The sequence below is a fragment of the Colwellia sp. SU-HH00943 genome (assembly GCF_057546125.1).
The window spans coordinates 47,461-71,504 of sequence record NZ_BAAJLW010000002.1 but is presented as its reverse complement, the minus strand read 5'-3'; the positions used below and the strand labels follow the sequence as shown (position 1 = coordinate 71,504).

Genomic DNA, 24,044 nt, shown 5'->3' with positions numbered 1-24,044 from the left:
ATAAATCGGGAATGGCGTAATTTTAACGAATTTAGCGCGCTGGGGCTATCTTTTGTTCAGAATTTTAAAGTACTACTCGTGTTTATCACGTCTTGTGTCAGCTATATCAATCAGCTTAGGTAAAACTTGCTTAATTTTAGGTTGCAATTTATTCAGGTTAACTGGCAGATTTTGCCAGTACTTCGCTAATCTATAGCCTAAGTAACCGCCTAAAACACCTATAGCTAAAGCCTGTAACTCATGGCTTAATAACTGCTCTGATAACATTAACTGCCCTATGGCAGAAAAGGATAATAACCCAGCTATTGGCAGCAAATACACTTGCCATGCGCTTTGCAACACATCCGTTTCAGGCAGTGATAAAACAACACAATCACCTACCTTAACTTCAACACTTTCATTAGAGCCTGCTACGAAGGCTTGAGGGTAAGGTAATACAAATGATAGTTTTTTATGAGGGATGGCTTTAGCCACTTGGCCACTTGCACAAGAGTCAACCTGTTTACAACTGCTACAACTAGATTTTACTTGGCTCATCACCGTGATATGAGTATCGTCAATAGATACTACTTCAGCTAACTCTTCCATTATAAACCTACAAACAACCCGGTTAGTTTTGTGCTTTAGGCGGTAAACTTACTGAGTTGGCAATTTGTTTTGCTGTCGCTAATGGTATTTTTCCAACCACACTAATTTCAATAGTATTCACTACTTGAGTTAACACTAAAGTGGCACCATCACTCGCGTATTCGATCGCTCTTTGTTGCTCGTGGCTTGGATTAACATAAACAGAAATATCCACTAGTCCATCATTAAACAACATAAATTCAACAGCTTGCTTACTGCTATTTAGGCGATGACGATCTGATTTAACGACTTCAAAGCCTTCTGGTAACCAATTCACTTGCCAAGCTAACTCAGTAGCATTTTGCGTTGCAGAGAATTCTATCACCTTAGGTAACTCCGTTATATGTAACTGTTTTAAGTTATCAGACAAAGTGTCGGTAATTTCTAAATGAGTAAATTGGATCTGTTCAAGTAATTTGCCTTTGCGAGTAATAACTGCAAGTTTGAGCATCAAGCCACTGTCTTGATCTAACCATAGCCAATAACCATATCGATGTGCATCTTTCGGCACTATTCTAATAAGCTGTGCCGCCCGACCTAACACCCTACTTTTCCCAACAGATACGAAATGGTAGTTATCCTCTAACTCATTAATATCTCGACCAAAAACTGGAGGGATAGGGCCACTTATTTGAGAAGAAGTAATAGAATAAGGGGCATACTCTGGTTCAATATAGCTAACCGTATTACCTACTCGTAAAATATCACGACGTGGTCCATTTAATAAGGCTAATATTTCTAATTCAACTTTTTGCTCTTTAGTAGCTGACTTTTCCTGGCTTTCATCTTCAATAGCGAAAGGGGCATTAACCACACCATGTTGCCAGTGATAGGGCTCAGCTTGATTGTTTTTCACAACAACAAAAGAGGTATTAAAGTTGAGTTGGCGTAATGATTGAGATAATCGCTCCAATAAAAGCTTTGCTTGCTCTGGACCTGCGGCATGAACCGCATGACTGTAACAAGAAAGCACAAAAGCGAATAAAAAGAATAATTTGGTGGAACAGTGTGAAGATAAGATTTTCATGCGTTCTCAAAGCAAGGTTGCAGCATAAACTACAGACAAGTGAATAAAATTAATTATTCACTATTTACTCATCTTTTTCTAGCGATGATTGCTCTGTATCTTTAGATTTAGCTGCGCTCAATTTTACTTGTTGTTGATGATCAGACAGTAAAGCTTGGAAACGTCGTTGCTGTTCAATTCTCTCTTCAATTGCTGCCTGCTTTTGAGTTTGACTATTTTGTTGGTAGTTGAAGCTAACAGGGTTAGCAAATCCTGCTAAAGGTTTAGTTTGTACGACTTGGCTAGGAGTAATAATTTCATTGGTATCAGCGGTATTTTGTTGAACACCTATAATCATTAAACCAGCTGCAGAAGCAGCAATAGCTAATTGACCAACAGGCTTAATTAATTGCACTACTTTAGCTTTAACTTTTGACGGTAATTGACTAATGTTACTGCCATTGTTTGGTGCCAATATACTAGGCTCATCAGCAATAGCTTCTGCAATTTGCGCTGATAGATCTAATTGTATCGTTTGTGGAATTTCATCACGCATCACGTCACCAATAAGGTGATATTGCTGCCATGTTGCTGATAAGTGTTCATCCTTGAGCATGTCATCAATAGCTTGCTCTGAATTTTCGTCAGATGCACGATAGTTATCTACTAATGATGATATTGTCTCAAACTTACTTTCACTCATATTTAAACCTTAAAACTCACAAAAATTTACGAAAACACTTAACAACAAAAACTTAGAAAAGAAACCAGTTATTTATGTAGCAATGGCGATATTTTTTTATCAATTGCATCACGTGCTCTAAAAATACGAGAACGTACTGTACCTACGGGACAATCCATTATAGTAGCTATTTCTTCATAACTTAAACCTTCAATTTCTCGAAAGTTTATGGCAATACGCAAGTCATCTGGTAATTGCTCAATAGTTTTAAAAATAACCGCTTTAATTTCCTCTGTAAGTAACACTTTTTCAGGTGAAGCATTTTCTCTTAACGCATCTCCACCATCATAAAACTCTGCATCTTCAACTTCAACATCATTACTTGGTGGTTTACGACCAAGAGCAACACTATGATTTTTAGCACAATTAACTGCTATGCGATATAGCCAAGTATAAAAAGCGCTTTCCCCTCTAAAATTAGGTAAAGCTCTATAAGCCTTAATAAAAGCCTCTTGCACTATATCGGGTACATCACTATGGTTGCTAACATAACGTGACACTAAGTTAGCCACTTTATGCTGATATTTAGTTACTAACAAATTAAAGGCGTTTTTATCGCCTTTTTGTACCTTTTCAACCAATACCTGGTCGACGTTCTGTTCGCTCATTTGAGCCATATCTCCTATACATACCACCACACTCTACATGGGGCACAAAAACATTCACTACATTTGGCTCATAACAAACGCATCAATTAAGACTGTGCTTTAGAGAAAAAGTTCTAAATTAATTTATTTTTTTTTCAATTTTAAACTTTATCGCCCTCGATAACCCTATTATCAAACGCTAATAAAAGTTAATATTAGCCTATAATACCTGATTATCTTTTATATATGAATCAACAAAATAATTGTGACGTGTTAATTATTGGTAGTGGAGCTGCTGGTTTAACACTTGCCTTGCATTTAGCCAAAAACGCCGATGTAGTTATTCTCAGTAAAGGTCCCTTAAATGAAGGTTCAACCTTTTATGCGCAAGGTGGTATAGCCGCTGTTTTTGATGAGAATGATAGTATATCAGCACATGTTTCTGACACTTTGGTTGCCGGTGCTGGTTTATGCGATGAAGAAGCGGTTCAATATACAGCAGAAAATGCAAAAGCTTGTTTAAATTGGTTGATAGCACAAGGCGTTGAGTTTGATAAAGAAGAAAATAATCAAGGCGAAGAGCAGTACCATTTAACCCGTGAAGGTGGTCATAGTCACAGACGCATACTGCATGCAGCTGATGCAACAGGTAAAGTAATCCAAACCACACTTGCTCAGCGTGTTAAGCAGCATTCAAGGATACGTGTATTTGAACGCTACAATGCCATTGACCTTATTTGCCAGCCTGATGAACATAATGCGGAAAAAAAACAGTGTATTGGTGCTTATTTATGGAACAGAAATACTGAAAAAGTTGAAAGTATTTATGCACAAAAAACCATCTTAGCAACAGGCGGTGCCAGCAAGGTTTATCAATATACTTCTAATCCAGACATAGCTAGTGGAGATGGAATTGCAATGGCTTGGCGCGCAGGTTGTCGTGTTGCTAATATGGAGTTTAATCAATTTCATCCAACCTGCTTATTCCACCCAGATGCTGGCAACTTTTTACTCACCGAAGCATTACGTGGTGAAGGGGCGAAATTAAGACGACCAGACGGCAGTCGTTTCATGCCTGCCTTTGATGAAAGAGCTGAGCTAGCGCCAAGGGATATTGTTGCACGAGCTATCGATTTTGAAATGAAGCGCTTAGGCGCAGATTGCATGTACCTTGATATCAGTCACAAACCTGCGGAATTTATCAAACAACATTTCCCAACCATTTATCAACGTACAAAAGCGTTAGGCATAGATATAACCAAACAACCTATGCCAGTTGTACCTGCAGCCCATTACACTTGTGGCGGTGTAATGATTAATCAACATGGGAAAACTGATGTTGAGCAACTATATGCTATTGGTGAAATGTCTTACACTGGTTTACATGGTGCAAACCGCTTAGCAAGCAATTCACTATTAGAATGTTTAGTTTTTGCTCGCGCAGCTGCCCTTGAGATCAGCGAGTCTATTTCACAAAGCAATAGTTTCCCAACATTACCACGCTGGGATGAAAGCCGAGTAATAGACTCTGATGAAGAAGTGGTTATTCAACATAACTGGCATGAGTTAAGACTATTTATGTGGGATTATGTCGGTATTGTTAGAACCACAAAACGACTTGAGCGAGCACTACACAGAGTTGAATTATTACAGCAAGAAATACAAGATTATTACCAACACTTTAGGGTGAGTAATAACTTACTTGAATTAAGAAATTTAGTGCAAGTGGCTGAATTAATTATTCATTGTGCGTTACGTAGAAAAGAAAGTCGTGGATTGCACTATACCTTAGATTACCCCGACACTTTAGAAAAAGCAGAGCCAACCATTCTTACCCCAAAGATAAACAGTCAAAATCAAAAGAGTTAACCCTGAGCAGTTAAGTTATTTAAAACGGCAGAGATGCGGGAAAAGTCAAGCTCAGATAAGCTATCTCGAAAAATAAAAAGCCGCTTTTGTTTACACATAAGCGGCGAGTTTGTATCACCTATCGGCACAAGTGTTAGCCAACATCCTAAAAAGCTTATTCGACTACTAGGCTGTATCTGAAAATAGCGATCATATTCAAAAATGCACTGCCCTTGAGCTGTTAATTCAAATTGATAAGCAATAGTTGCTTGAGCTGATTTTAAGTTGGCATAGACAATGCCAAAAATCAAAAGACTAACAACAGAAAGGGCTTGAGATAACAGATACTCATAACTCAACAATACCCAAAAGAGTAAACAAGCAAACACTAAAAAACCTATAATAAGAAGCCGTTTATTATAAGATTTTTTTACTTGAATATTATACTTTGACGCGATTGAGAATAAATTGCACCATGGCGTTAAGTTCAGGGTCTTCACAAGTTTTATGTCCCATAAACCAAGCGAATAAATCTGGATCTTGCTCAGTCAATAATCGTTCGAAAATACGTTGTTCTTTGGGTGCTAAATCATCATAAGCTTCATCAACAAAAGGAATAAAAAGTACATCAAGCTCTAACATACCACGGCGGCAAGCCCACTTAAGTCGCGCCTTATTTACAACGGGTTGAGTATTTGTTTCTGTTGACATATCAAATTACCTAAAAATAAAGTTAGCGTTATTGTAACAATAACGCTAGTTTACTCGCCAATAAATTGTGTGTTTTTTTACTGTTAAACTTGATATTTGTTCACTTAACCCTCACCTATGCCTTAACAATCACACTATAGTGCCTTACTTATGCTAACAAACCGTAACGATAATTTGCTTTCTCCTTCGCAATTACCCAGTACCTATTTAATTTCTTTAGATCATTACAGCGCTATTTCATTAAGTGGCGAAGAACAAACAAGTTATTTACAAGGCCAAGTAACTTGTGATGTAAATAGCAGTACAAATGACAATGTATTAATTGGCGCTCACTGTAATGCCAAAGGTAAAGTCTTTAGTGTGTTTCGATTAATTAATCGCAATAATGCTCACCTTTTGATACAACCCAAAAGCAGCATTACAGCCTCTATTGCAGAATTAAAAAAATTTGGTGTGTTTGCCAAAGTAGAAATTACCCAAGCTGACAATATAAATATTTTCGCCCTTGTCGGTGAACAAGCCAGTGAATTATTAAAAGCTAACTTTACTCAAGTACCTGATAGCCTAACTCCCGTTGTCAACAGTGATGGAACTACCCTCATTTATGTTGCAGGAAAACAAGCCCGTTATTTATTAATAGATGAAGCAGATAATTTAGCTGTCAAACTTGAAAAGCTAAACTTAAACACTTTCACGGCGCCCGTTTGGGACTTATTAGAAATCATCGAAGGCTTTGCACAATTAAACGAACAAACAGCCAGTGAATACGTACCGCAAATGCTTAATTTACAAGCTATTCATGGTATCAGCTTCACCAAAGGATGTTATCTAGGTCAGGAAACCGTTGCTCGCATGCAATACTTAGGTAAAAACAAACGCGCACTGTTCTCATTATCTTTACAAACAGATGAGCCCTTATTAGCAGACGAAGTGATTGAAAAACAACTTGGTGATAACTGGCGAAAAGCGGGAGATATCCTCATCAGTTATCAAAGTAATGATGGCAATGGCTATTTACAAGCAGTACTAGGCAGTGATGTTGACGAGACAACGGCATTACGTCTGAAATCTCAACCTAATATTAGTATCAAAGTAGAGCCATTACCTTATTCACTTGTGACAGAATAATTTTATTAACATACTCAATTTACATAGTTGGAACCTATATGAAAATCACCAAAAACTCAGTCGTTGTAATGCATTACGCCGTATCAGACAGTGAAGGCACACTGATTGATAGCTCTTATGATCATAAGCCTATGGCAATTATTCAAGGGACAGGTTATTTAATTCCGGGCTTAGAAGATGCCCTAATTGATCATCAGCAAGGTGACAAGTTTGAAGTGGATGTACCTTGCGACCAAGCCTATGGTCAACGTCATGATGAATACGTTCAAAACGTACCTAAAGAATTATTACAAGGTGTTGAAGAGCTTGCTGTTGGCACTCAACTACGTGCAACAACCGACGATGGCGAGCAAACCGTCATTGTAATTGATGTTAGCGATGATGAAGTAACTGTTGATGGTAACCATCCTTTAGCGGGGATAGATCTAAGTTTTGATGTTGAAATTCTAGAAGTACGTGAAGCAACTGAAGAAGAGCTTGCTCACGGCCATATCCACGCTGAAGGTGAAAGTTGTGGTAGTCACACTCATGAACACAGCGAGAGTGACGAAGAAAAAAATGATTGCTGTGGTAGCAGTAGCTGTAGTAGCGATAAACATTAAGACCGCGCAATTTAAAGCGAGTATAGAGCACTGATAACGAAGAATGTTGACGATAAAAGCAAACCTAGGTAAACAAACTGTTATCAGTATTCGACACTCGCAATGGTTAAACTTTAAAGACTAATTAATTTGAATTAGTCTTTAAAGTTAGTAAATTGGAAAGATTGCTCTAATTCTGCTTTACGTATCATGGCCATAACAGCTTGTAACTCATCACGTTTTTTCCCTGTGACGCGAACTTGCTCACCTTGAATAGCCGCTTGCACTTTAAACTTTTCCGCTTTAATCAGTTTGACTACTTTTTTAGCAACATCTTGCTCAATGCCTTCTTTAAAAGTAACCTGTTGACTCCAATTTTTACCAGTGGCTGAAGCCGTACCTAAGGTCATTGCCTTAGCATCAACATTACGTTTAGTTAGCTGACTACGTAACATATCGCTAAGCTGCTTTAACTGAAAATCACCTTCAGCTTTTATAGTAACCACAGGCTTCTTCCACTCAAAGCTCGCTTCAACACCACGAAAATCAAAGCGATTAGTCAGTTCTCGGTTAGCGTTTTCTACCGCATTGCGTACTTCTTCAATGTTAATCTCAGACACAATATCCATCGATGGCATAATTTTATCTCATTAAATTTCACAAAATTGTTGGCAATATTATACCTAGCAAGAAAAGGCAAACAAGCCTTTATCAACCATGATATTATCCTTATATAAAAACTCAAGTTAAGCTATTTTTGTGAAAGCTCGCCATCACCTACTATTTTTTATATTACTGCTCAGTGCAGCAATTGTACTGTTTTTTTCCAGTGCTTTATTTTTGCCAACAGAATTGAAAAACGCTATTTTTAGATCACCACAAATTGATACTATAGGCCACTTTATAGGTTTTTTTGTATTAGCCTGGGTTATGCACTCGTTTCTCAAAGTCAATTTACTGTTAACCTTATTTACTCTTTCTTTTTATGGGGCGCTCAGTGAATTGGGGCAATCTTTTTTAGGTTTTAGAAATGGTGAGTTCAGTGACTTTTTTGCAGATCTTGCTGGCATAACTTTGTTTATTTTACTGAAATTACTTTATCTCGCTTATAAAAAGTCATTTATAACTAAATCTCAGTCAGAAGCGATTTTAGAATGTCAAAAATGAATATCGTTATTGTGGGTCAAGGTGCGATAGGGTTACTCTGGTATCACCATATCGAGCAATTAACGAAAGTTACTGAAGCAGAAACTAATCATGCTGCAATTCAGCTTAGTTTACTTGCATCAAAGCGGCAGGACCTTGAGAAAAATCAATATCAGTTCACCTCATTAACAAAGAAAACAATAACTGGCGAAATAAACTACGCACAACAAGAACAACTTCGAATAGCTGACTGTGTATTACTGTGTTTAAAGTCTTATCAGATAGAGTCGGCAATTAAACAAGTAGCAAATGATTTACCTACAGGCTGCAGTATAGTACTAGCACACAATGGTATGGGAACTATCGAAAACTTACCAAAAACGGTGTTAGAAAAGCATAATATTTATACCTTACTAACCACACATGGTTGTTTACGACATAGACCTTTAGCCATAACACATACCGGTACTGGAGAATCAAGTTTAGGCTTAATATCAGGTACACAAAACAAAGAATTAGAGCAGTCTTTAACTACTTTACTTAACAGCGCTTTACCTTCAGTTATATTTAATCAAAACATCAAAAATATGCAGTGGCTGAAACTTGCTATTAATTGTGTAATAAACCCGATAACCGCTTTATATGATATTAATAACGGGCAAGTGAATGACGAAATCTTTACTCGAGTAACTCAAAATTTAATTGCAGAAATTGTGCAAGTCGCTAAGGCTGAGAATATTTGTTTAGATAAGACTGAGCTGCAAAAAAAGGTTCAACAAGTTGCACAGCTTACGGCAAAAAACTGCTCTTCAATGCGTTGTGATATTTTAGAAAAGAGAAAAACTGAAATTGACTATATTAATGGTTACATTCATCGCTTAGGTTTAAAACATAATATTGCTACACCTGAAAATACCAAAATGTGGCAAGCGATAAAAAACTTAAATTCACACCTGTAGTCTATTTTTAGTCAAAAAAACAGCCCAACACTATACCGCGATGAGCTGAATCATATTGATTGGCCAGAGCACTTACGGACGATACACTTTGACATTTGTGAAGCCATTATCAAGTAAGTAAAGCGCCTGCAACTTACTCATCACACCATGATCGCAATACAGCAAATAATCTTTACTCATATCTAAATCGCCAAATTGTGTAGCAAGTTTATAAAAAGGGATATGCTTCACTTCAACATTATCAATTTCTAAAGGATTTTCATCTTCTTCTTCAGGAGATCGAATATCAACTACAACAGCTTTGTCACTAATGTTCTCAACTAAATCTACCGCGGTTATTTCTGCTTCGGTTTCTTTAGCAATATCACGAATATCAAAAACACGTGTTTCTGCAACGACCTTATCTAAAATAGAAAAATCAAAGTTACCTTCTTCTTCTTCTATTTTTGACAAAACAGCTTTCACGGTAGGTTTTTTAGAAATAACGCCACAGTACTCAGGAATGGTTTTCGCAAAATCTTCTGTACCAATGTTACGGGCAATATCAATGATATCTTGCTTGTCATAGGCCGATAATGGCCTAAGAATAAGTGTTTCCGTGACACGATTAATTACATTTAAGTTAGTTAAGGTTTGGCTGGAAACTTGCCCTAAACTTTCGCCAGTTACTAACGCTTGAATTTTAGCGCGATCAGCAACTTTACTCGCCGCTCGCATCATCATGCGCTTAAGCACAACACCCATTTGGCTATTTTCTACTTTTTCTAATATTTCAGCCACCACGGGCTCAAAGTCTACCGCAAAGAACTTCACCTTATGAGAAGCGCCAAACTTATTCCATAAAAAATAACTGACTTGTTTAACACCCACTTCGTGAGCTGAGCCGCCTAAGTTAAAAAAGCAATAATGGGTACGAGCCCCTTTTTTGATCATTTGATAACTAGCAACACCCGAATCAAAACCACCAGACATCAATGATAAAACATCTTCTTGAGTCGCTATTGGGAAGCCACCTAGACCTTGATGACGTTCTGTGACAATAAACAAATCATTATTTTTAACTTCTAAATGAATGGTCACGTCAGGTTTTTTCAGTTTAACTTTTGCACTTTCAACCGCTTGGTTCAAACCACCACCAACATATTGCTCTACTTTAAGCGAATTAAAGTCATGACTTCCTGTACGCTTAACTCGCACACAAAAAGTTTTGTTCTCAATGGTTTTAGCGTGAACAGCTAAAGTTTTTTCATAAATATCATGCAAATCGGTAAAAGGATATTGTTGAACCTCTAAAAATAAAGGTACGCCCGGAATGCACTTTAAGGCTTCAACTAAACGTTCACGGTTTTCTGGGCTATTGTCTTTGGTGTTAACTTCAACATTATCCCAATTCATGCGCGTAGTAACTTGTTCATCGACACGGCGCAAAACATTCTTAATGTTTGAGTCTAAAATTTTGGTAAAACGTTTACGCACGGGGCGTGACTTAATGGTGATTTCAGCTTGCAGCTTTACGATAAATTTCATCGACAAATAACCTAAATAATAACGGCTGGGAATTGGCGCGCATTATATACTATTAAAAAGCGACAGGCGACTAGAACAAAGCAGCAAACTAACGGGAAGTTAATTTGCTGCTTGGGGTTTAAGTATTTATTGAGTGACTTGAATGGGTTCTGTTTCTTTCGCTTTACCTTGGTTAATTGCAATTTCAACACGACGATTTCGACGACGATTCAATGCATTTGTATTTGGCACTAGCGGGCGAGTATCGGCATGTCCGGCAACCACTAATCGCGTTTGATCAAAGTTAGGCACTTTAATTAACTCATGGGCAATAGCCACGGCACGTTTACTCGATAAGTCCCAATTAGAGCTGAACAATTCTGAATCAAGCCCTCGGTTATCGGTATTACCCGAAACCATAATTTCACCAGGAACCGTATTCAACAATTCACCAATTTCTCGAATAATAGGCCTAAATTTAGGTTGTAAAAATGCTGAACCTGACGGGAAAGAGCCGTTTTCTCGAATGCGAATAATCACCTGCTGACCTAAAGATTCTAATTCGATTGCACCATCTTGAATTTGCTGTTCAAGCTGCTCTGCAATTTTCTTCACTAAATCATTTACCTGTTCTTGAGCTGCGCTTTCCATTTGCTCTTTAGCTTGTTGTAATGATTCTGCAGACATAGCGTCTTCAGTATTTTGCGATTGACCACCACGTTCAGTACCTCGTTGCTCTTGACGACCACCCGCAGAGGTTTCATCACCTGCTTGAAACTCTAACATTTGTTGAGTCATTTCCATGGTTTGCTGTTGGATCACCTCTATCGGTGTTGGCTCAGGCTTACCAGGACGGAATTCTTGCGCAATAATACTTGTGCCTTTAGGGATATCTTTTACTTCTATTTTATTCTGAACACCGAAAGCAAACTTCATTGAGCCAGCAATTTGTTTAAACTTAAGTACATCCATTTCTGAAAAAGAAAGTAACAGTACAAAGAAGCACATAAGTAAGGACATAAGATCTGCAAAAGTCCCCATCCAAGCGGGAAGGCCCGGTGGTGGGCACTTACATTCTTTTTCAGACATATGCCCTCCTTACATTTCTCACAGTTAACAGCTCAAGGGATTGCATCATCAACTACTCGTCACCTGTGGTATCAATAGCGCGCTTACCTTCAGCTAAATAGTTTTTCAATAACCCTTCGATTACACGCGGATTTTGCCCGTCTTGGATACCTAAAACCGCATCAAGCACTAGTTCTTGGTTCATCTTTTCTTCAGCTAATCGTAGCTTTAACTTTGAGGCAATCGGAATGGCAATAACATTTGCTAGAAAAGCACCATAAAGCGTAGTTAATAAGGCAACAGCCATCGCTGGACCAATAGATTTAGGATCATCCATGTTCGACAGCATAGCTACTAAGCCTATTAACGTACCGATCATCCCCATTGCTGGCGCTACATCAGCTAAGGCCATCATCATATTTGAACCAGTTTCGTGACGTTCTGTGGTAAGGTTTATATCTTTTTGTAAAGTAGCACGAACAACGTCAGCATCATGACCATCCACTAGCATATCAACACCCTTTTGCATAAAAGGGTTTGTTATTTCAGCTTCTTCTAAAGCTAAAAAGCCACCTTTACGCGCAGCGTCAGCCATATCAACCGCTTTCTCAATTAATTCTTCTGGTTTTTCCAGTTTGAACATAAAGGCTTTGCCGATAATTTTACCAATACCGAAGAACTGACTTAAATTATAATTTGATAATACGATGAAAATTGAACCACAAAATACAATTAATACTGACTGAGTATCAGCGAACATCATGATGTCGCCAGATAGTATCATTGCCATAACAAGTAAACCGATGGCGCCAACAATACCAATTAACGTTGCTAAATCCACAAATCTCTCCTAAAACTACCAAATCCAAATAGCACTAATAAAATAATAGTACATGAAGCAATAAATATTCGCTAATACTTATGTTATCGCCCATGCAGTCAATAACTTAATAGCTTGTTTTAAATAAATATAGTCTGAACTTGAGATAAGAAGTAGTTAACGATTGAAATATGCACAGATTTATTATTTTTGATTTTTCTTTACAGAGAAACTGACGCAGTAAAAAGTACCTTTTTCGGTAAATAACAAGCTTGTTACAAATAAATGTAAGCTAATAGAAAGGAAAATAGTAACTAGAAAGTAAGTCTACATTGACCAACGCGCTTAGCTAAGGTAAGTTTGCGCCTAGTCCTAAAATGTTAGCGCCCCAGAGAAATTTACATGGCAAAGAAAAAATTAGAAAACCTCAGTTTTGAAGAGTCTCTCGTTGAGCTCGACACTATTGTACAAAACCTTGAGCAAGGGGAGCTAAGCTTGGAAGAATCTATGGCTTTATTTGAACGAGGCCTAAACTTAAGCCAGGTGAGTCAAACTAAACTGCAAGCCGCTGAACAAAAAGTGAAAATTTTATTAGAAAAAAATGGCGAGCAACAATTAACTAACTATACAGTCTCAAATGATGAGCATTCATAGGTAAAATTTGTGAGTAACTTAGTTAATTATCAACACCACCAAATGCAAATTAATCAATTTCTAACCAAACAACTTGATCAATTAGCCATCAATGATGAAAAATTACTTGCTGCGATGCGTTATGGTTTACTGATTGGTGGCAAAAGAATGCGACCTTATTTAGCCTATATCACAGGTGAAGCCCTAGGCACTGAGCAATCTGATATAGATGCCATTGCAGCTGCCCTTGAATGTATTCATGCATATTCCTTATTACATGATGACTTACCAGCCATGGATGATGACGATTTAAGACGAGGCAAACCAACCTGTCATAAAGCCTTTGATGAAGCGACGGCTATCTTAGCTGGTGATGCACTGCAAACCCTTGCTTTTGACATCCTCGCTAATCATCAATTTTCTGAAGCAGTACAAAGCAAACAAATCAAACTTATCCAACAGTTGGCAGCAGCTTCCGGCTACCAAGGCATGTGTGGTGGTCAAGCGCTTGATTTATCAGCAACCGATCAAGCAATTGATTTACAGCAGCTTGAACAATTACACATGCTAAAAACTGGGGCGCTATTGAAAGCCTGCGTATTAATGGCTGCAGAGTGCTCTATGCAAGTTAATTCAGCAGAAAAACAAGCATTAGAGCAATACGCACAACTTATTGGCTTAGCTTACCAAGTGCAAGACGATATTATTGACATTACCTCTAGCGAAGAAGAACTTGGTAAGCCAAAGGGCTCAGACCTTGCCGCCAATAAAAGTACTTATCCTGCCTTGCTTGGTTTACAAGGCGCGCAAGAAAAAGCTGAAAACTTATTGCAGCAAGCGCTTCAAGCTTTAGCTAGTTTACCGTACAATACGCAGTCTTTAGAGGAATTTGCTACCTTCATAGTTAAGCGTAGCCACTAACCCTAAATTTAATATACCAATAATAGCGACTTGAATATTACACTATGACTACAAACCTTGCTGACTATCCATTACTTGCTCAAATTGATTCGCCAAAAGATCTGCGAAATATAGTACAAGAGCAATTGCCAAAAATCAGTAATGAACTTCGTAGCTATTTATTAAATTCGGTTAGTAAAAGTAGTGGTCACTTTGCTTCAGGCTTGGGTACTATTGAGTTAACTGTGGCACTTCACTATGTATACGACACGCCTTTTGATCACCTTATTTGGGATGTTGGTCACCAAGCCTATCCTCATAAAATTTTAACGGGTAGACGTGATCAATTGCATACCATCAGACAAAAAGATGGTCTGCACCCCTTCCCTTGGCGCGAAGAGAGTGAATATGACACCTTAAGTGTTGGTCACTCAAGCACGTCAATTTCAGCTGCACTTGGCTTAGCGGTTGCCGCCGAAAAAGAAGGCTTAAACAGAAAAACTGTTGCTGTTATTGGTGATGGAGCCATGACTGCAGGTATGGCTTTCGAAGCATTAAACCATGCCGGAGACATTCGTAAAGACATGTTAGTTATTCTTAATGATAATGAAATGTCTATTTCGGAAAATGTTGGTGCTTTAAATAATCATTTTGCAAAAATGCTTTCCGGTAGTTTATATACAGGTCTACGCGAAGGCAGTAAACGTATTCTCAATAACTTACCGCCTATAAAAGAGCTAGCAAGCCGTGCTGAAGAACATATAAAAGGCATGGTTGTGCCAAGCACCTTTTTTGAAGAACTTGGTTTCAACTACATAGGCCCTATTGATGGACATGATGTTAATGGTTTAGTTGATACCATTAAAAATATGAAAAGTCTTAAAGGACCACAACTCCTTCATATTGCCACTAAAAAAGGTAAAGGCTACCACGCAGCTGAGCAAGATCCTATTAAGTACCATGCTGTGCCTAAATTTAATCCAAGCGATGCCAACCTACCAAAATCCAAGCCTACATTACCAACCTATTCACAAATTTTTGGCGATTGGTTATGTAAAACAGCTGCTGTTGATAAAAAACTAGTCGCCATTACGCCTGCCATGCGCGAAGGTTCAGGCATGGTAGAGTTTAGCCAACGTTTCCCTGACCAATATTATGATGTTGCGATTGCAGAACAACATGCTGTCACCTATGCTGCAGGTCTTGCTATTGGTGGACAAAAACCTGTAGTGGCAATTTATTCAAGCTTTTTACAGCGTGGTTATGATCAACTTATCCATGATGTTGCTATTCAAAACCTCCCCGTTTTGTTTGCAGTAGACAGAGCCGGAATTGTCGGCGCAGATGGCGCTACTCATCAAGGTTCATTTGATTTAAGTTATTTACGTTGTATCCCTAATATGACCATTATGACGCCAGCAAATGAACGTGAATGTCAATTGATGCTCAATACTGGTCATCAGTTAGATACACCAGCTGTTGTGCGTTACCCTCGTGGAAATGGTACGGGTGAAGAATTACCCTCTACCGAAGAAACCATTGAGATAGGCAAAGGCGTTACCTTGTTAGAAGCAAGTCAACAAGAGACAACCAAAATCGCATTATTAAGCTTTGGTACAATGCTAGCTGAAGCCAAGGCAGTTGCAGAGCAGCTCAATACTAGCCTTGTTGATATGCGCTTTGTTAAACCCTTAGATACCACATTAGTTGACAATTTAGCTCAATCTCATGATGTGTTAGTGACTATTGAAGATAATGCCATTGCTGGTGGTGCTGGCTCAGCGGTAAACGAATACTTATTAGCCAATGGCATTAACATCAAAGTACTCAACATCGGCATTCCTGATCACTTTATTAAGCACGGTACACAAGCCGAAATTCATCATGAATTAGGAATTGATGCTGAAGGCATGCTGAAACGCATTAAACAATTTATTGCTTAAATTTATTTATTAAACTTATTCCTTAAACGAAAAACGCCAACTTAAGTTATTAAGTTGGCGTTTTTTAACTTCTCTTAAACCCGTTTCAGCTTAAATGTTTTTAACGTCTATACGTTGTTTTTCTTGTGCTGCTACACGCTCTCGCTCTTGACGCTTTTCACAAGGGTTCTCACAATCGCATTCTTTTTCTATTCCGACACTAGCTAAGCCGCCACAACTGCCTGAAAGAGTTTTATGTTGGAAAATATAACCTACTGCCATTGCAGCACCAATGAGTAAAAAGAAACCTAAGGTAATCAAAAAAATCATCATAATATTACTACTCTTACTTACACCTGCGGGTTAATCTTAATACAAAGAACATTACTTCAAATACTGTTTGAATTTTACCGTAAACTGCTCATTAAAGCCATGCTCTGTTTTAGTGATGAATAATGCTGCCAAATCATTTTGTTGAGCAAAAATCATCCCTTGTTCTGCCCCCATCACCATTAACGCAGTCGATAACCCATCTGCGGTCATTGATGAAGGATGGATAACAGTAACTGATACTAAATTATGATCGATAGGCTTTCCTGTAGATGGATCAATAATATGAGAAAAACGCTGACCATCACTTTCAAAATAATTACGATAATCTCCAGACGTGGCTACCGAATTATCTTTAGGGATCACCACCTGATGAACTGCTCGTTGCCCACCAGAGGGATCTAAAATAGGTTTTTCAATTGCAATAGCCCAAAGCTCACCAGTATGCTTAAAGCCCTTTAATCGCATTTCTCCGCCAATTTCTACCAAGTAGTTTGAAATACCATTAGCTTCAATTAACTCAGCGACAACATCAACACCATAGCCCTTCGCTATCGTTGATAAATCGATATAAAGGTTAGGAATATTTTTAGATAATAAATTGCCTGCTAAGTGCAAATGCTGTAAACCAATACGTGCACGTGTATTTGTTAAGACGTCATCACTGGGTACTGTCTCTGGCCTTTGCTCTGGCCCAAAACCCCATAAATTCACCAAAGGCCCTACCGTAATATCTAACTTGCCTGAACTTAATTCACCTAAGCGAATAGACTCAGCTAAAACACGCTTAAAACCTTCTGATATTTCCACTGTTTCTGTGGAGCTAGATTGATTAAAACGTGATATTTCCGAGTCAGGCATATAAGTCGACATCTCTTGATTAACTTGCTCAAGAGCTGCATCGATTTGTTGCTGTAATTTAAGCGTTTCAACATGAGTAATCGTCGAAACGACCTTAATATTATAGGTTGTACCCATAGTACGCCCTTGCAGCAGTACTTCGGTTTTTGGTGAATCATTACTGGGGAAACAAGCAGTTAATGCTATAGCCAGCAAACTAGCTAACATTAGTTTGAATTTATTCATGTAAGGCGTCCAAAATTTATCATTTACATCAAGGTACTCATTAATACCTTGATGTAAATGATAAAGACGACCGAAGTCGTCTTTAAATAGTAACGATAATTAACTGAAATTTGCAGCTAATTTGCTCTAGAGCAAAGAGAAGGCGCGGAGTTGACGTTAGTCAATGAGCACCTTCGATGCAGCTATTGAGCGAAGAAGCAACAAACTAAAGTAAAATACTAGCCACCGAAGTCATCTAGAAGGATATTCTCATCTTCTACACCTAAATCTTTCAGCATGCCTATTACAGCAGCATTCATCATAGGTGGACCACACATGTAGTATTCACAATCTTCTGGTGCTTCATGATCTTTTAAGTACTCTTCATAAAGGACATTATGAATAAAGCCTGTTAAACCTTCCCAGTTATCTTCTGGTTGAGGATCAGATAAAGCTACATGCCATTCAAAGTTATCATTTTCAGCAGCTAGGCCGTTATAATCATCTTCATAGAACATTTCACGTAAAGAACGTGCACCGTACCAGAAGCTCATCTTACGTTTAGACTTAAGACGCTTAAGCTGATCAAAGATATGTGAACGCATAGGTGCCATACCAGCACCACCACCGATAAATACCATTTCATTATCAGTTTCTTTAGCGAAGAATTCACCAAATGGCCCTGAAATAGTTACCTTATCACCTGGCTTCAAGTTAAAGATAAAGGATGACATTTTACCCGCTGGTAAATGCAACTTGCCAGGAGGAGGCGTAGCGATACGCACGTTAAGCATGATGATGCCTTCCTCTTCTGGGTAGTTAGCCATTGAGTATGCACGTAAGGTATCGGTGTCTACTTTAGATTCTACATCAAAGAAGCCAAAATGCTCCCAATCACCACGGTATTGCTCTTCAATATCAAAGTCTTTGTACTTAACATGATGCGCTGGTGCTTCTATTTGAATATAACCACCGGCTCTAAAAGGTACAGACTCACCATCAGGAATACCAAGTTTAAGCTCTTTGATAAAAGTTGCTTTGTTATCATTAGAGATAACTTCACATTCCCACTGCTGAACACCAAAGATCTCGTCTTCAACTTCAATTTCCATGTCTTGCTTTACAGCAACCTGACATGCTAAACGACAGCCTTCTCTAGCTTCACGTTTAGTAATATGACCTTCTTCTGTTGGTAAAATATCGCCACCACCAGAATGAACTTCTACACGACACTGACCACAAGTACCGCCACCGCCACATGCTGAAGGAATAAAAATTCCTTTATCAGCTAAGGCACCTAATAACTTGCCACCCGCAGCAGTAGTCACTGCTTTTTCTGGATCGCCGTTTATATTTATCGTAACGTCACCACTTGATACTAACTTCGATTTAGCAAATAAAATTACTAATACCAAGGCTATAACTATCGCTGTGAACATCGATACGCCGAGAATAATTTCCATCGACCTTTCCTTAAACTTCTCTAAAGGTGCAACACAAGTTTTTTTGTATTACACCGCTAAAATTTATAACGAAATACCACCGAAAGACAAAAAGCCAAAAGCCATTAGTCCAGAAGTAATAAATGTAATCCCCAAGCCTTTAAGGCCATTTGGCACATCAGAATATTTCATCTTTTCGCGTAAGCCAGCTAATAACACAATAGCAAGTGCCCAACCAATACCTGAACCAATACCGTAAACTACACTTTCACCTAATGTTAAGTTTTTTGCTACCATAAAAGATACAGCACCAAAAATTGCACAGTTTACCGTGATAAGTGGTAAGAAGATCCCTAATGCTTGATAAAGCGCAGGGAAATACTTATCTAACACCATTTCTAAAATCTGAACTAATGCAGCAATAACACCGATAAAGGTAATAAATGATAAGAAGCTTAAATCGATAGACTCATTTGGATCTGTTATACCCATTAATGAATCTAAAGCACCTGGCGCTAATATAGCTTGATATATAATTTGGTTAACTGGTACCGCTAAACCAAGTACTACAATTACAGCAACACCTAGGCCAATAGCAGTATCAACCTTCTTAGATACAGCAAGGAAAGTACACATACCTAAGAAAAACATTAAAGCAATATTTTCAATGAAAATAGCTTTAACTAATAAAGAAATATAATGTTCCATACTATTAATCCTTCTCTACTTGTTCTGGTTTCCATTGGCGAATAGCCCAAATGATTAAACCAATAACGAAGAATGAACTAAATGGTAAAACTAATAAGCCATTACCTTGATACCAACCGCCATTTTGCGTTAATTGCAAAATTTCGACACCAAATAAAGTACCAAAACCAAAAAGTTCACGAATGAAGGCAACAGTCATCAATATGAAACCGTAACCTAAACCATTACCTATACCATCAAGGAAACTCACACCTGGCTTTTCTTTCATCGCAAAAGCTTCAGCACGACCCATTACAATACAGTTAGTAATAATTAAGCCTACAAATACGGCTAACTCTTTCGATAGCTGATAAGAAAAAGCTTTCAATACTTGGTCAACTACAATTACTAATGAAGCTATAATCGCCATTTGCACAATAATACGTACACTTGATGGAATATAGTTACGAATAATTGAAATAAATAAGTTTGAAAAAGCTGTTACGAAAACAACCGCTAAGGTCATAACTAAAGCATTCGCCATAGAGCTTGTAACAGCTAACGCAGAACAAATACCCAGTACTTGTAATGCAATTGGGTTATTATCAAAAATAGGACCCGTTAATACTTTTTTAGCATCTGAAGACATTATTGAACTCCTTCTGCGCGGTATTTAGCAATGAAGTTTTCATAACCTTCTTTACCAAACCAAAATTGCAATGTGTTAGTAACACCGTTACTGGTTAATGTTGCGCCCGATAGGCCATCTACACCGTAAAGGTCGCCTGCTTTAGCACCGCCTTTAACTAACTGTATTTTTACATCACCATTAGCATCATAAATTTTCTTGCCTGGCCATAATGCTTTCCATTTAGGGTTAAGTACTTCAGCACCTAGTCCTGGAGTTTCCTTATGATCAGAATAAATCACGCTTTTAACCGTGTTTAAATCAGAAGCTAAACCAACATAACCAAACATTAGATCCCATAAACCAGAACCAACGATAGGTAATACAACAGTATTCACTGAGCCAGCATCATCTTTAACTAAATAAACAACCGCTGTATTTGAGCGACGGTTAATACCCGCGATATCATTTTCAGGTTTAATTGAAAGTGCTTTATCACGAGAGTTACGACGTTCATCAAAGTTAAGAACATCACCTTCGATAAAATCGCCTGAGTCTAAATTAATTAAACGTGCTTCAACAAGTTCATTATAAGTACCAACAATATCTTTACCAGCACGCTCTAATAAGCCTGCAGCTTCAAGAATTTTAGTTTGTTGATCTAATAGTTTATTCGCTTTTTGTAACGGCTTTAACTGTACTGCAGAAAAAGACACTAACATGGCACAAACCACACAAACGGCTAATACGAAACCAACCGTTCTACCAAATGATTCTTTATTACTAGACATTGCGTGCAAGCCTCCGTTTTATGTTGCCTTTCACTACAAAGTAGTCAAACAATGGCGCAAACAAGTTAGCAAATAAAATAGCTAACATCATGCCTTCTGGGAAGGCTGGGTTTACTACACGTACTAGTACAACCATGACACCCACTAGCGCACCAAACCAATATTTACCAGTATTAGTAAATGAAGCTGATACAGGGTCTGTTGCCATAAACATCATACCGAAAGCAAAACCACCAACAACTAAATGCCAGTACCAAGGCATAGCAAACATTGCATTAGTGTCACTACCGATAGCATTGAATAAGAAAGATGTTGCGACCATACCACCGAAAACACCGAGTACGATACGCCATGATGCAATTCCCTTATAAAGGATATAAGCACCACCTAATAAAATAGCGAAAGTTGATACTTCACCCACAGAGCCTGGAATAAAGCCCCAAAAAGCATCCCACCAATCAGCATTCATTGAGTAATCAACTAAACCTTGGTTTGCAGCACTTAACGCCGTAGCACCAGAGAAACCATCTGCAGCAACCCAAACGGTATCACCAGAGATTTCAGCCGGGTAAGCAAAGAATAAAAACGCACGACCCGCTAATGCTGGGTTTAAGAAGTTTTTACCTGTACCACCAAAGACTTCTTTAGCAATTACAATACCGAAGGTAATACCAATAGCGACTTGCCATAAAGGAATTGTTGCCGGTACGATTAACGCGAATAGAATAGAAGAAACAAAGAAACCTTCGTTTACTTCATGTCCGCGAACCGCTGCAAATAACACTTCCCAGAAACCACCAACAATAAAGGTGACAGCATAAATAGGTAAGAAGAACACGGCACCATATAGCATCATGCTAAACCAACCGGAATCAGCTGTAAGCGTTCCACCTAGCATTGCAAATAAAGCAGTTTGCCATGTATCAGGAGTAGCAAATCCTTGGCCTAATGCAGCAACAGCTTGAAAGCCAATGTTGTACATACCAAAAAACATTGCCGGGAAAACAGCTAACCATACAGTGATCATGATTCGTTTTAAATCAATGCTATCACGTAAATGTGTTTTGCCCTTATTTACATAACCTGGAGTAAATAAACCAGTAGCGACTGCTTCATATAACGCAAACCACTTCTCATGTTTACCGCCTTTCTCAAAATGCGGCTCAATATCTTCAATAAACTTTTTCAAGCCCATGACTAACCTTCCTTCTCGATTGTGGTTAGGCAATCACGAAGGTGAACGCCGTAATCTGTTTTGCCTGGGCAAACAAATGTACATAGCGCTAAATCTTCTTCGTCTAGCTCTAAGGCACCAAGTTTTTGTGCAGTATCGGTATCACCGGCTACTAAATCACGTAATAACATGGTAGGTAAAATATCTAACGGCATAACACGTTCAAAGTTGCCAATTGGCACCATGGCGCGTGAACTACCGTTTGTGGTAGTGGTCATATTGAATAATTTCTTCGGGAAGAAATGTGACATATATGCACGAGTGACTGAGAACTTATTCGGTCCTGGATACATATAACCAATGAACTCTTTCTCGCGTCCTTCAAGGATCAAACCAACTTGTACATGATAACGACCTAAATAGCCATGAACAGCACTTGCTGTAGAACCCATTAATAATGAACCAGAAACAACACGTAATTCACCTTCAATAGCTTCACCTGCGGTCAATTCCTCAGTACTAGCACCCAAAACAGTACGAACTAATCTTGGATTTTTAGCGGCTGGGCCGGCGAGAGAAATAACACGGTTAGTATCAAGTTCACCTGAAGTGAATAGCTTACCGTAAGCGATAACGTCTTGATAACCAAGGTGCCAAACAAACTTCTCTGCACTTGCAGGTTTTAAGAAATGAATATGTGTTCCGACTAAACCTGCTGGATGCTTACCAGCAAATTCATTAACTTGCACAGTATCAGTAACAGGAATATCAGCACCTGGCGCTTTACTGACGAAAACTTCGCCATCAGTTAAACGCGATAAAATGGTTAAACCATTTTTAAATGCTTCACTTTGTTCGCTGATAACCACTTCTGGGTTTGCCGCCAGAGGGTTAGTATCCATAGCGCTAACAAAGATAGCTTCAGGGGTTGAATCGATAGCAGGAATTTTACTAAAAGGGCGAGTTCTTAACGCAGTCCACAAACCAGATTCAACTAGGTTATTTATCACGTCTTCACGCGATATTGACCCTAGTTCACTGGCTGAGTAACTTGTAAATGTTTCTTGATCATAGCCATCAACTTCAACAACTACAGATTGTAAAACACGTTTCTCGCCGCGATTAATTTCTTTAACAACACCGGCTGCTTGAGATGTGAATTTAACGCCTGGATTCTTTTTATCGCTAAAAATCACCTGACCTTTTTTAATGCGATCACCCACTTTTACAAACATGGTTGGACGCATACCCACAAACTCTTCACCGAGTGTTGCTACGGTTTTGATGGACGGACCATCATGGATTACCTGCTGTGGTGCACCTTTAACAGGAACATCTAAGCCTTTTTTTATTGTAATCATAAACACTTGCACTACTTTTGATGGGAGTATTAAAACCAAAACTTTCTAGTTTATAGCTTAAAAGCAAAAGAACCTAAGCCATAAAACCATAAGTTATTGATTTCAGTGTATTTCAGTGAATAAGCTATTTATCCTTTCGAAAAAACAGAATTCACTGGCTCTAAGTTAAATTTTTCTGGCGCGAATACTACCATAAAAACTCCTTTTTATTCTATGGTCATGATCAACTTTTCATTACAATTTAGACTATAGTGGCATGTTTTGCTTGAAAATCAGCCAAATTTTCATATTCAATACACAGCTTGCTCCAAACTACAGCCTTTGCTATTGGCTTTCACACCAATAATTTAAACTTTCCAACTTAGCTAAAAAATTAGTTTTC

At 38.3% G+C, this 24,044-nt stretch carries 26 protein-coding genes; 8 read left to right on the top strand and 18 right to left on the bottom strand.

Annotated elements, in window-relative coordinates; genetic code table 11:
* Positions 1-72: 72 nt before the first annotated feature.
* From AC27GZ_RS05525 to rpoE, 4 genes are all read right to left on the bottom strand, one after another.
* A complete protein-coding gene (locus tag AC27GZ_RS05525; protein WP_487093913.1) occupies positions 73-588 on the bottom strand; it encodes a SoxR reducing system RseC family protein in 516 nt (171 codons plus the stop codon).
* 22 nt (positions 589-610) lie between these two features.
* Positions 611-1,654: a MucB/RseB C-terminal domain-containing protein gene (locus AC27GZ_RS05520; RefSeq protein WP_487093912.1), complete on the bottom strand. Its 1,044-nt coding sequence runs from the start codon at positions 1,652-1,654 to the stop codon at positions 611-613.
* Between the two features lie 64 nt (positions 1,655-1,718).
* The gene (locus AC27GZ_RS05515; RefSeq protein WP_487093911.1) at positions 1,719-2,336 is read right to left on the bottom strand and encodes a sigma-E factor negative regulatory protein; all 618 of its coding nucleotides are present in this window, start codon (positions 2,334-2,336) and stop codon (positions 1,719-1,721) included.
* 68 nt (positions 2,337-2,404) lie between these two features.
* On the bottom strand, positions 2,405-2,983 hold the full coding sequence (gene rpoE, locus AC27GZ_RS05510; RefSeq protein WP_487093910.1) for an RNA polymerase sigma factor RpoE: 579 nt from the start codon (positions 2,981-2,983) through the stop codon (positions 2,405-2,407).
* A 225-nt stretch (positions 2,984-3,208) separates the two neighbouring features.
* Between rpoE and nadB the strand changes: the two genes are divergently transcribed.
* Complete coding sequence (gene nadB / locus AC27GZ_RS05505) at positions 3,209-4,831, top strand: L-aspartate oxidase (protein WP_487093909.1); 1,623 nt, start codon at positions 3,209-3,211, stop codon at positions 4,829-4,831.
* On the opposite strand, the gene AC27GZ_RS05500 is transcribed toward nadB, so the two are convergent.
* Together AC27GZ_RS05500 and AC27GZ_RS05495 are read right to left on the bottom strand one after the other, a co-directional pair.
* Complete coding sequence (locus AC27GZ_RS05500; RefSeq protein ID WP_487093908.1) at positions 4,828-5,199, bottom strand: protein YgfX; 372 nt, start codon at positions 5,197-5,199, stop codon at positions 4,828-4,830. The two genes, nadB and AC27GZ_RS05500, sit on opposite strands and share 4 nt — an antisense overlap.
* 52 nt (positions 5,200-5,251) lie before the next feature.
* Positions 5,252-5,521 carry an FAD assembly factor SdhE gene (locus AC27GZ_RS05495; protein WP_487093907.1) on the bottom strand — a complete coding sequence of 90 codons (270 nt, stop codon included), beginning with the start codon at positions 5,519-5,521 and terminating at the stop codon, positions 5,252-5,254.
* Between the two features lie 150 nt (positions 5,522-5,671).
* Here AC27GZ_RS05495 and ygfZ point away from each other — a divergent pair, with 150 nt between their 5' ends.
* Together ygfZ and AC27GZ_RS05485 are read left to right on the top strand one after the other, a co-directional pair.
* The gene (gene ygfZ / locus AC27GZ_RS05490) at positions 5,672-6,649 is read left to right on the top strand and encodes a tRNA-modifying protein YgfZ (protein ID WP_487093905.1); all 978 of its coding nucleotides are present in this window, start codon (positions 5,672-5,674) and stop codon (positions 6,647-6,649) included.
* A gap of 38 nt (positions 6,650-6,687) precedes the next feature.
* The gene (locus tag AC27GZ_RS05485) at positions 6,688-7,251 is read left to right on the top strand and encodes an FKBP-type peptidyl-prolyl cis-trans isomerase (RefSeq protein WP_487093904.1); all 564 of its coding nucleotides are present in this window, start codon (positions 6,688-6,690) and stop codon (positions 7,249-7,251) included.
* 134 nt (positions 7,252-7,385) lie between these two features.
* Here AC27GZ_RS05485 and AC27GZ_RS05480 read toward each other — a convergent pair whose 3' ends face one another.
* On the bottom strand, positions 7,386-7,868 hold the full coding sequence (locus AC27GZ_RS05480; protein WP_487093903.1) for a YajQ family cyclic di-GMP-binding protein: 483 nt from the start codon (positions 7,866-7,868) through the stop codon (positions 7,386-7,388).
* Between the two features lie 121 nt (positions 7,869-7,989).
* On the opposite strand from AC27GZ_RS05480, the gene AC27GZ_RS05475 reads away from it, so the two are divergent.
* Positions 7,990-8,397 carry a VanZ family protein gene (locus AC27GZ_RS05475; RefSeq protein WP_487093902.1) on the top strand — a complete coding sequence of 136 codons (408 nt, stop codon included), beginning with the start codon at positions 7,990-7,992 and terminating at the stop codon, positions 8,395-8,397.
* A complete protein-coding gene (locus AC27GZ_RS05470) occupies positions 8,385-9,335 on the top strand; it encodes a ketopantoate reductase family protein (RefSeq protein ID WP_487093901.1) in 951 nt (316 codons plus the stop codon). The genes AC27GZ_RS05475 and AC27GZ_RS05470 overlap by 13 nt, the downstream gene beginning before the upstream one ends.
* 72 nt (positions 9,336-9,407) lie before the next feature.
* Here the strand turns inward: AC27GZ_RS05470 and thiI are convergent, their stop codons facing one another.
* The 3 genes from thiI to pomA form a co-directional block, all read right to left on the bottom strand.
* The gene (thiI, locus tag AC27GZ_RS05465) at positions 9,408-10,862 is read right to left on the bottom strand and encodes a tRNA uracil 4-sulfurtransferase ThiI (RefSeq protein WP_487093900.1); all 1,455 of its coding nucleotides are present in this window, start codon (positions 10,860-10,862) and stop codon (positions 9,408-9,410) included.
* A 126-nt stretch (positions 10,863-10,988) separates the two neighbouring features.
* Positions 10,989-11,930, bottom strand: coding sequence for a flagellar motor protein MotB (locus tag AC27GZ_RS05460; protein WP_487093899.1), 942 nt, complete (start codon positions 11,928-11,930; stop codon positions 10,989-10,991).
* A gap of 52 nt (positions 11,931-11,982) precedes the next feature.
* Positions 11,983-12,750: a flagellar motor protein PomA gene (gene pomA / locus AC27GZ_RS05455; protein WP_487093898.1), complete on the bottom strand. Its 768-nt coding sequence runs from the start codon at positions 12,748-12,750 to the stop codon at positions 11,983-11,985.
* A 381-nt stretch (positions 12,751-13,131) separates the two neighbouring features.
* On the opposite strand from pomA, the gene AC27GZ_RS05450 reads away from it, so the two are divergent.
* The 3 genes from AC27GZ_RS05450 to dxs are packed head-to-tail and all read left to right on the top strand — an operon-like array spanning position 13,132 to position 16,205.
* Complete coding sequence (locus AC27GZ_RS05450) at positions 13,132-13,383, top strand: exodeoxyribonuclease VII small subunit (RefSeq protein ID WP_487093897.1); 252 nt, start codon at positions 13,132-13,134, stop codon at positions 13,381-13,383.
* Between the two features lie 9 nt (positions 13,384-13,392).
* Complete coding sequence (ispA, locus tag AC27GZ_RS05445; RefSeq protein WP_487093896.1) at positions 13,393-14,283, top strand: (2E,6E)-farnesyl diphosphate synthase; 891 nt, start codon at positions 13,393-13,395, stop codon at positions 14,281-14,283.
* 44 nt (positions 14,284-14,327) lie between these two features.
* The gene (gene dxs, locus AC27GZ_RS05440; RefSeq protein ID WP_487093895.1) at positions 14,328-16,205 is read left to right on the top strand and encodes a 1-deoxy-D-xylulose-5-phosphate synthase; all 1,878 of its coding nucleotides are present in this window, start codon (positions 14,328-14,330) and stop codon (positions 16,203-16,205) included.
* Between the two features lie 90 nt (positions 16,206-16,295).
* On the opposite strand, the gene nqrM is transcribed toward dxs, so the two are convergent.
* The 8 genes from nqrM to AC27GZ_RS05400 all read right to left on the bottom strand — a co-directional run bounded on the left by nqrM (position 16,296) and on the right by AC27GZ_RS05400 (position 23,662).
* Positions 16,296-16,517 (bottom strand): (Na+)-NQR maturation NqrM, encoded by a 222-nt coding sequence (gene nqrM / locus AC27GZ_RS05435; RefSeq protein WP_487093894.1) that lies wholly within the window; start codon positions 16,515-16,517, stop codon positions 16,296-16,298.
* A 51-nt stretch (positions 16,518-16,568) separates the two neighbouring features.
* The gene (locus tag AC27GZ_RS05430) at positions 16,569-17,600 is read right to left on the bottom strand and encodes an FAD:protein FMN transferase (protein ID WP_487093893.1); all 1,032 of its coding nucleotides are present in this window, start codon (positions 17,598-17,600) and stop codon (positions 16,569-16,571) included.
* 218 nt (positions 17,601-17,818) lie between these two features.
* Positions 17,819-19,042 (bottom strand): NADH:ubiquinone reductase (Na(+)-transporting) subunit F, encoded by a 1,224-nt coding sequence (gene nqrF / locus AC27GZ_RS05425; RefSeq protein WP_487093892.1) that lies wholly within the window; start codon positions 19,040-19,042, stop codon positions 17,819-17,821.
* 63 nt (positions 19,043-19,105) lie between these two features.
* Positions 19,106-19,729: an NADH:ubiquinone reductase (Na(+)-transporting) subunit E gene (gene nqrE / locus AC27GZ_RS05420; protein WP_487093891.1), complete on the bottom strand. Its 624-nt coding sequence runs from the start codon at positions 19,727-19,729 to the stop codon at positions 19,106-19,108.
* A gap of 4 nt (positions 19,730-19,733) precedes the next feature.
* Complete coding sequence (locus AC27GZ_RS05415) at positions 19,734-20,357, bottom strand: NADH:ubiquinone reductase (Na(+)-transporting) subunit D (protein ID WP_487093890.1); 624 nt, start codon at positions 20,355-20,357, stop codon at positions 19,734-19,736.
* Positions 20,357-21,127 carry a Na(+)-translocating NADH-quinone reductase subunit C gene (locus AC27GZ_RS05410; protein WP_487093889.1) on the bottom strand — a complete coding sequence of 257 codons (771 nt, stop codon included), beginning with the start codon at positions 21,125-21,127 and terminating at the stop codon, positions 20,357-20,359. The genes AC27GZ_RS05415 and AC27GZ_RS05410 overlap by 1 nt, the downstream gene beginning before the upstream one ends.
* Positions 21,120-22,322 (bottom strand): NADH:ubiquinone reductase (Na(+)-transporting) subunit B, encoded by a 1,203-nt coding sequence (locus AC27GZ_RS05405; RefSeq protein ID WP_487093888.1) that lies wholly within the window; start codon positions 22,320-22,322, stop codon positions 21,120-21,122. The genes AC27GZ_RS05410 and AC27GZ_RS05405 overlap by 8 nt, the downstream gene beginning before the upstream one ends.
* A 2-nt stretch (positions 22,323-22,324) precedes the next feature.
* A complete protein-coding gene (locus AC27GZ_RS05400) occupies positions 22,325-23,662 on the bottom strand; it encodes a Na(+)-translocating NADH-quinone reductase subunit A (protein WP_487093887.1) in 1,338 nt (445 codons plus the stop codon).
* Positions 23,663-24,044: the final 382 nt, after the last annotated feature.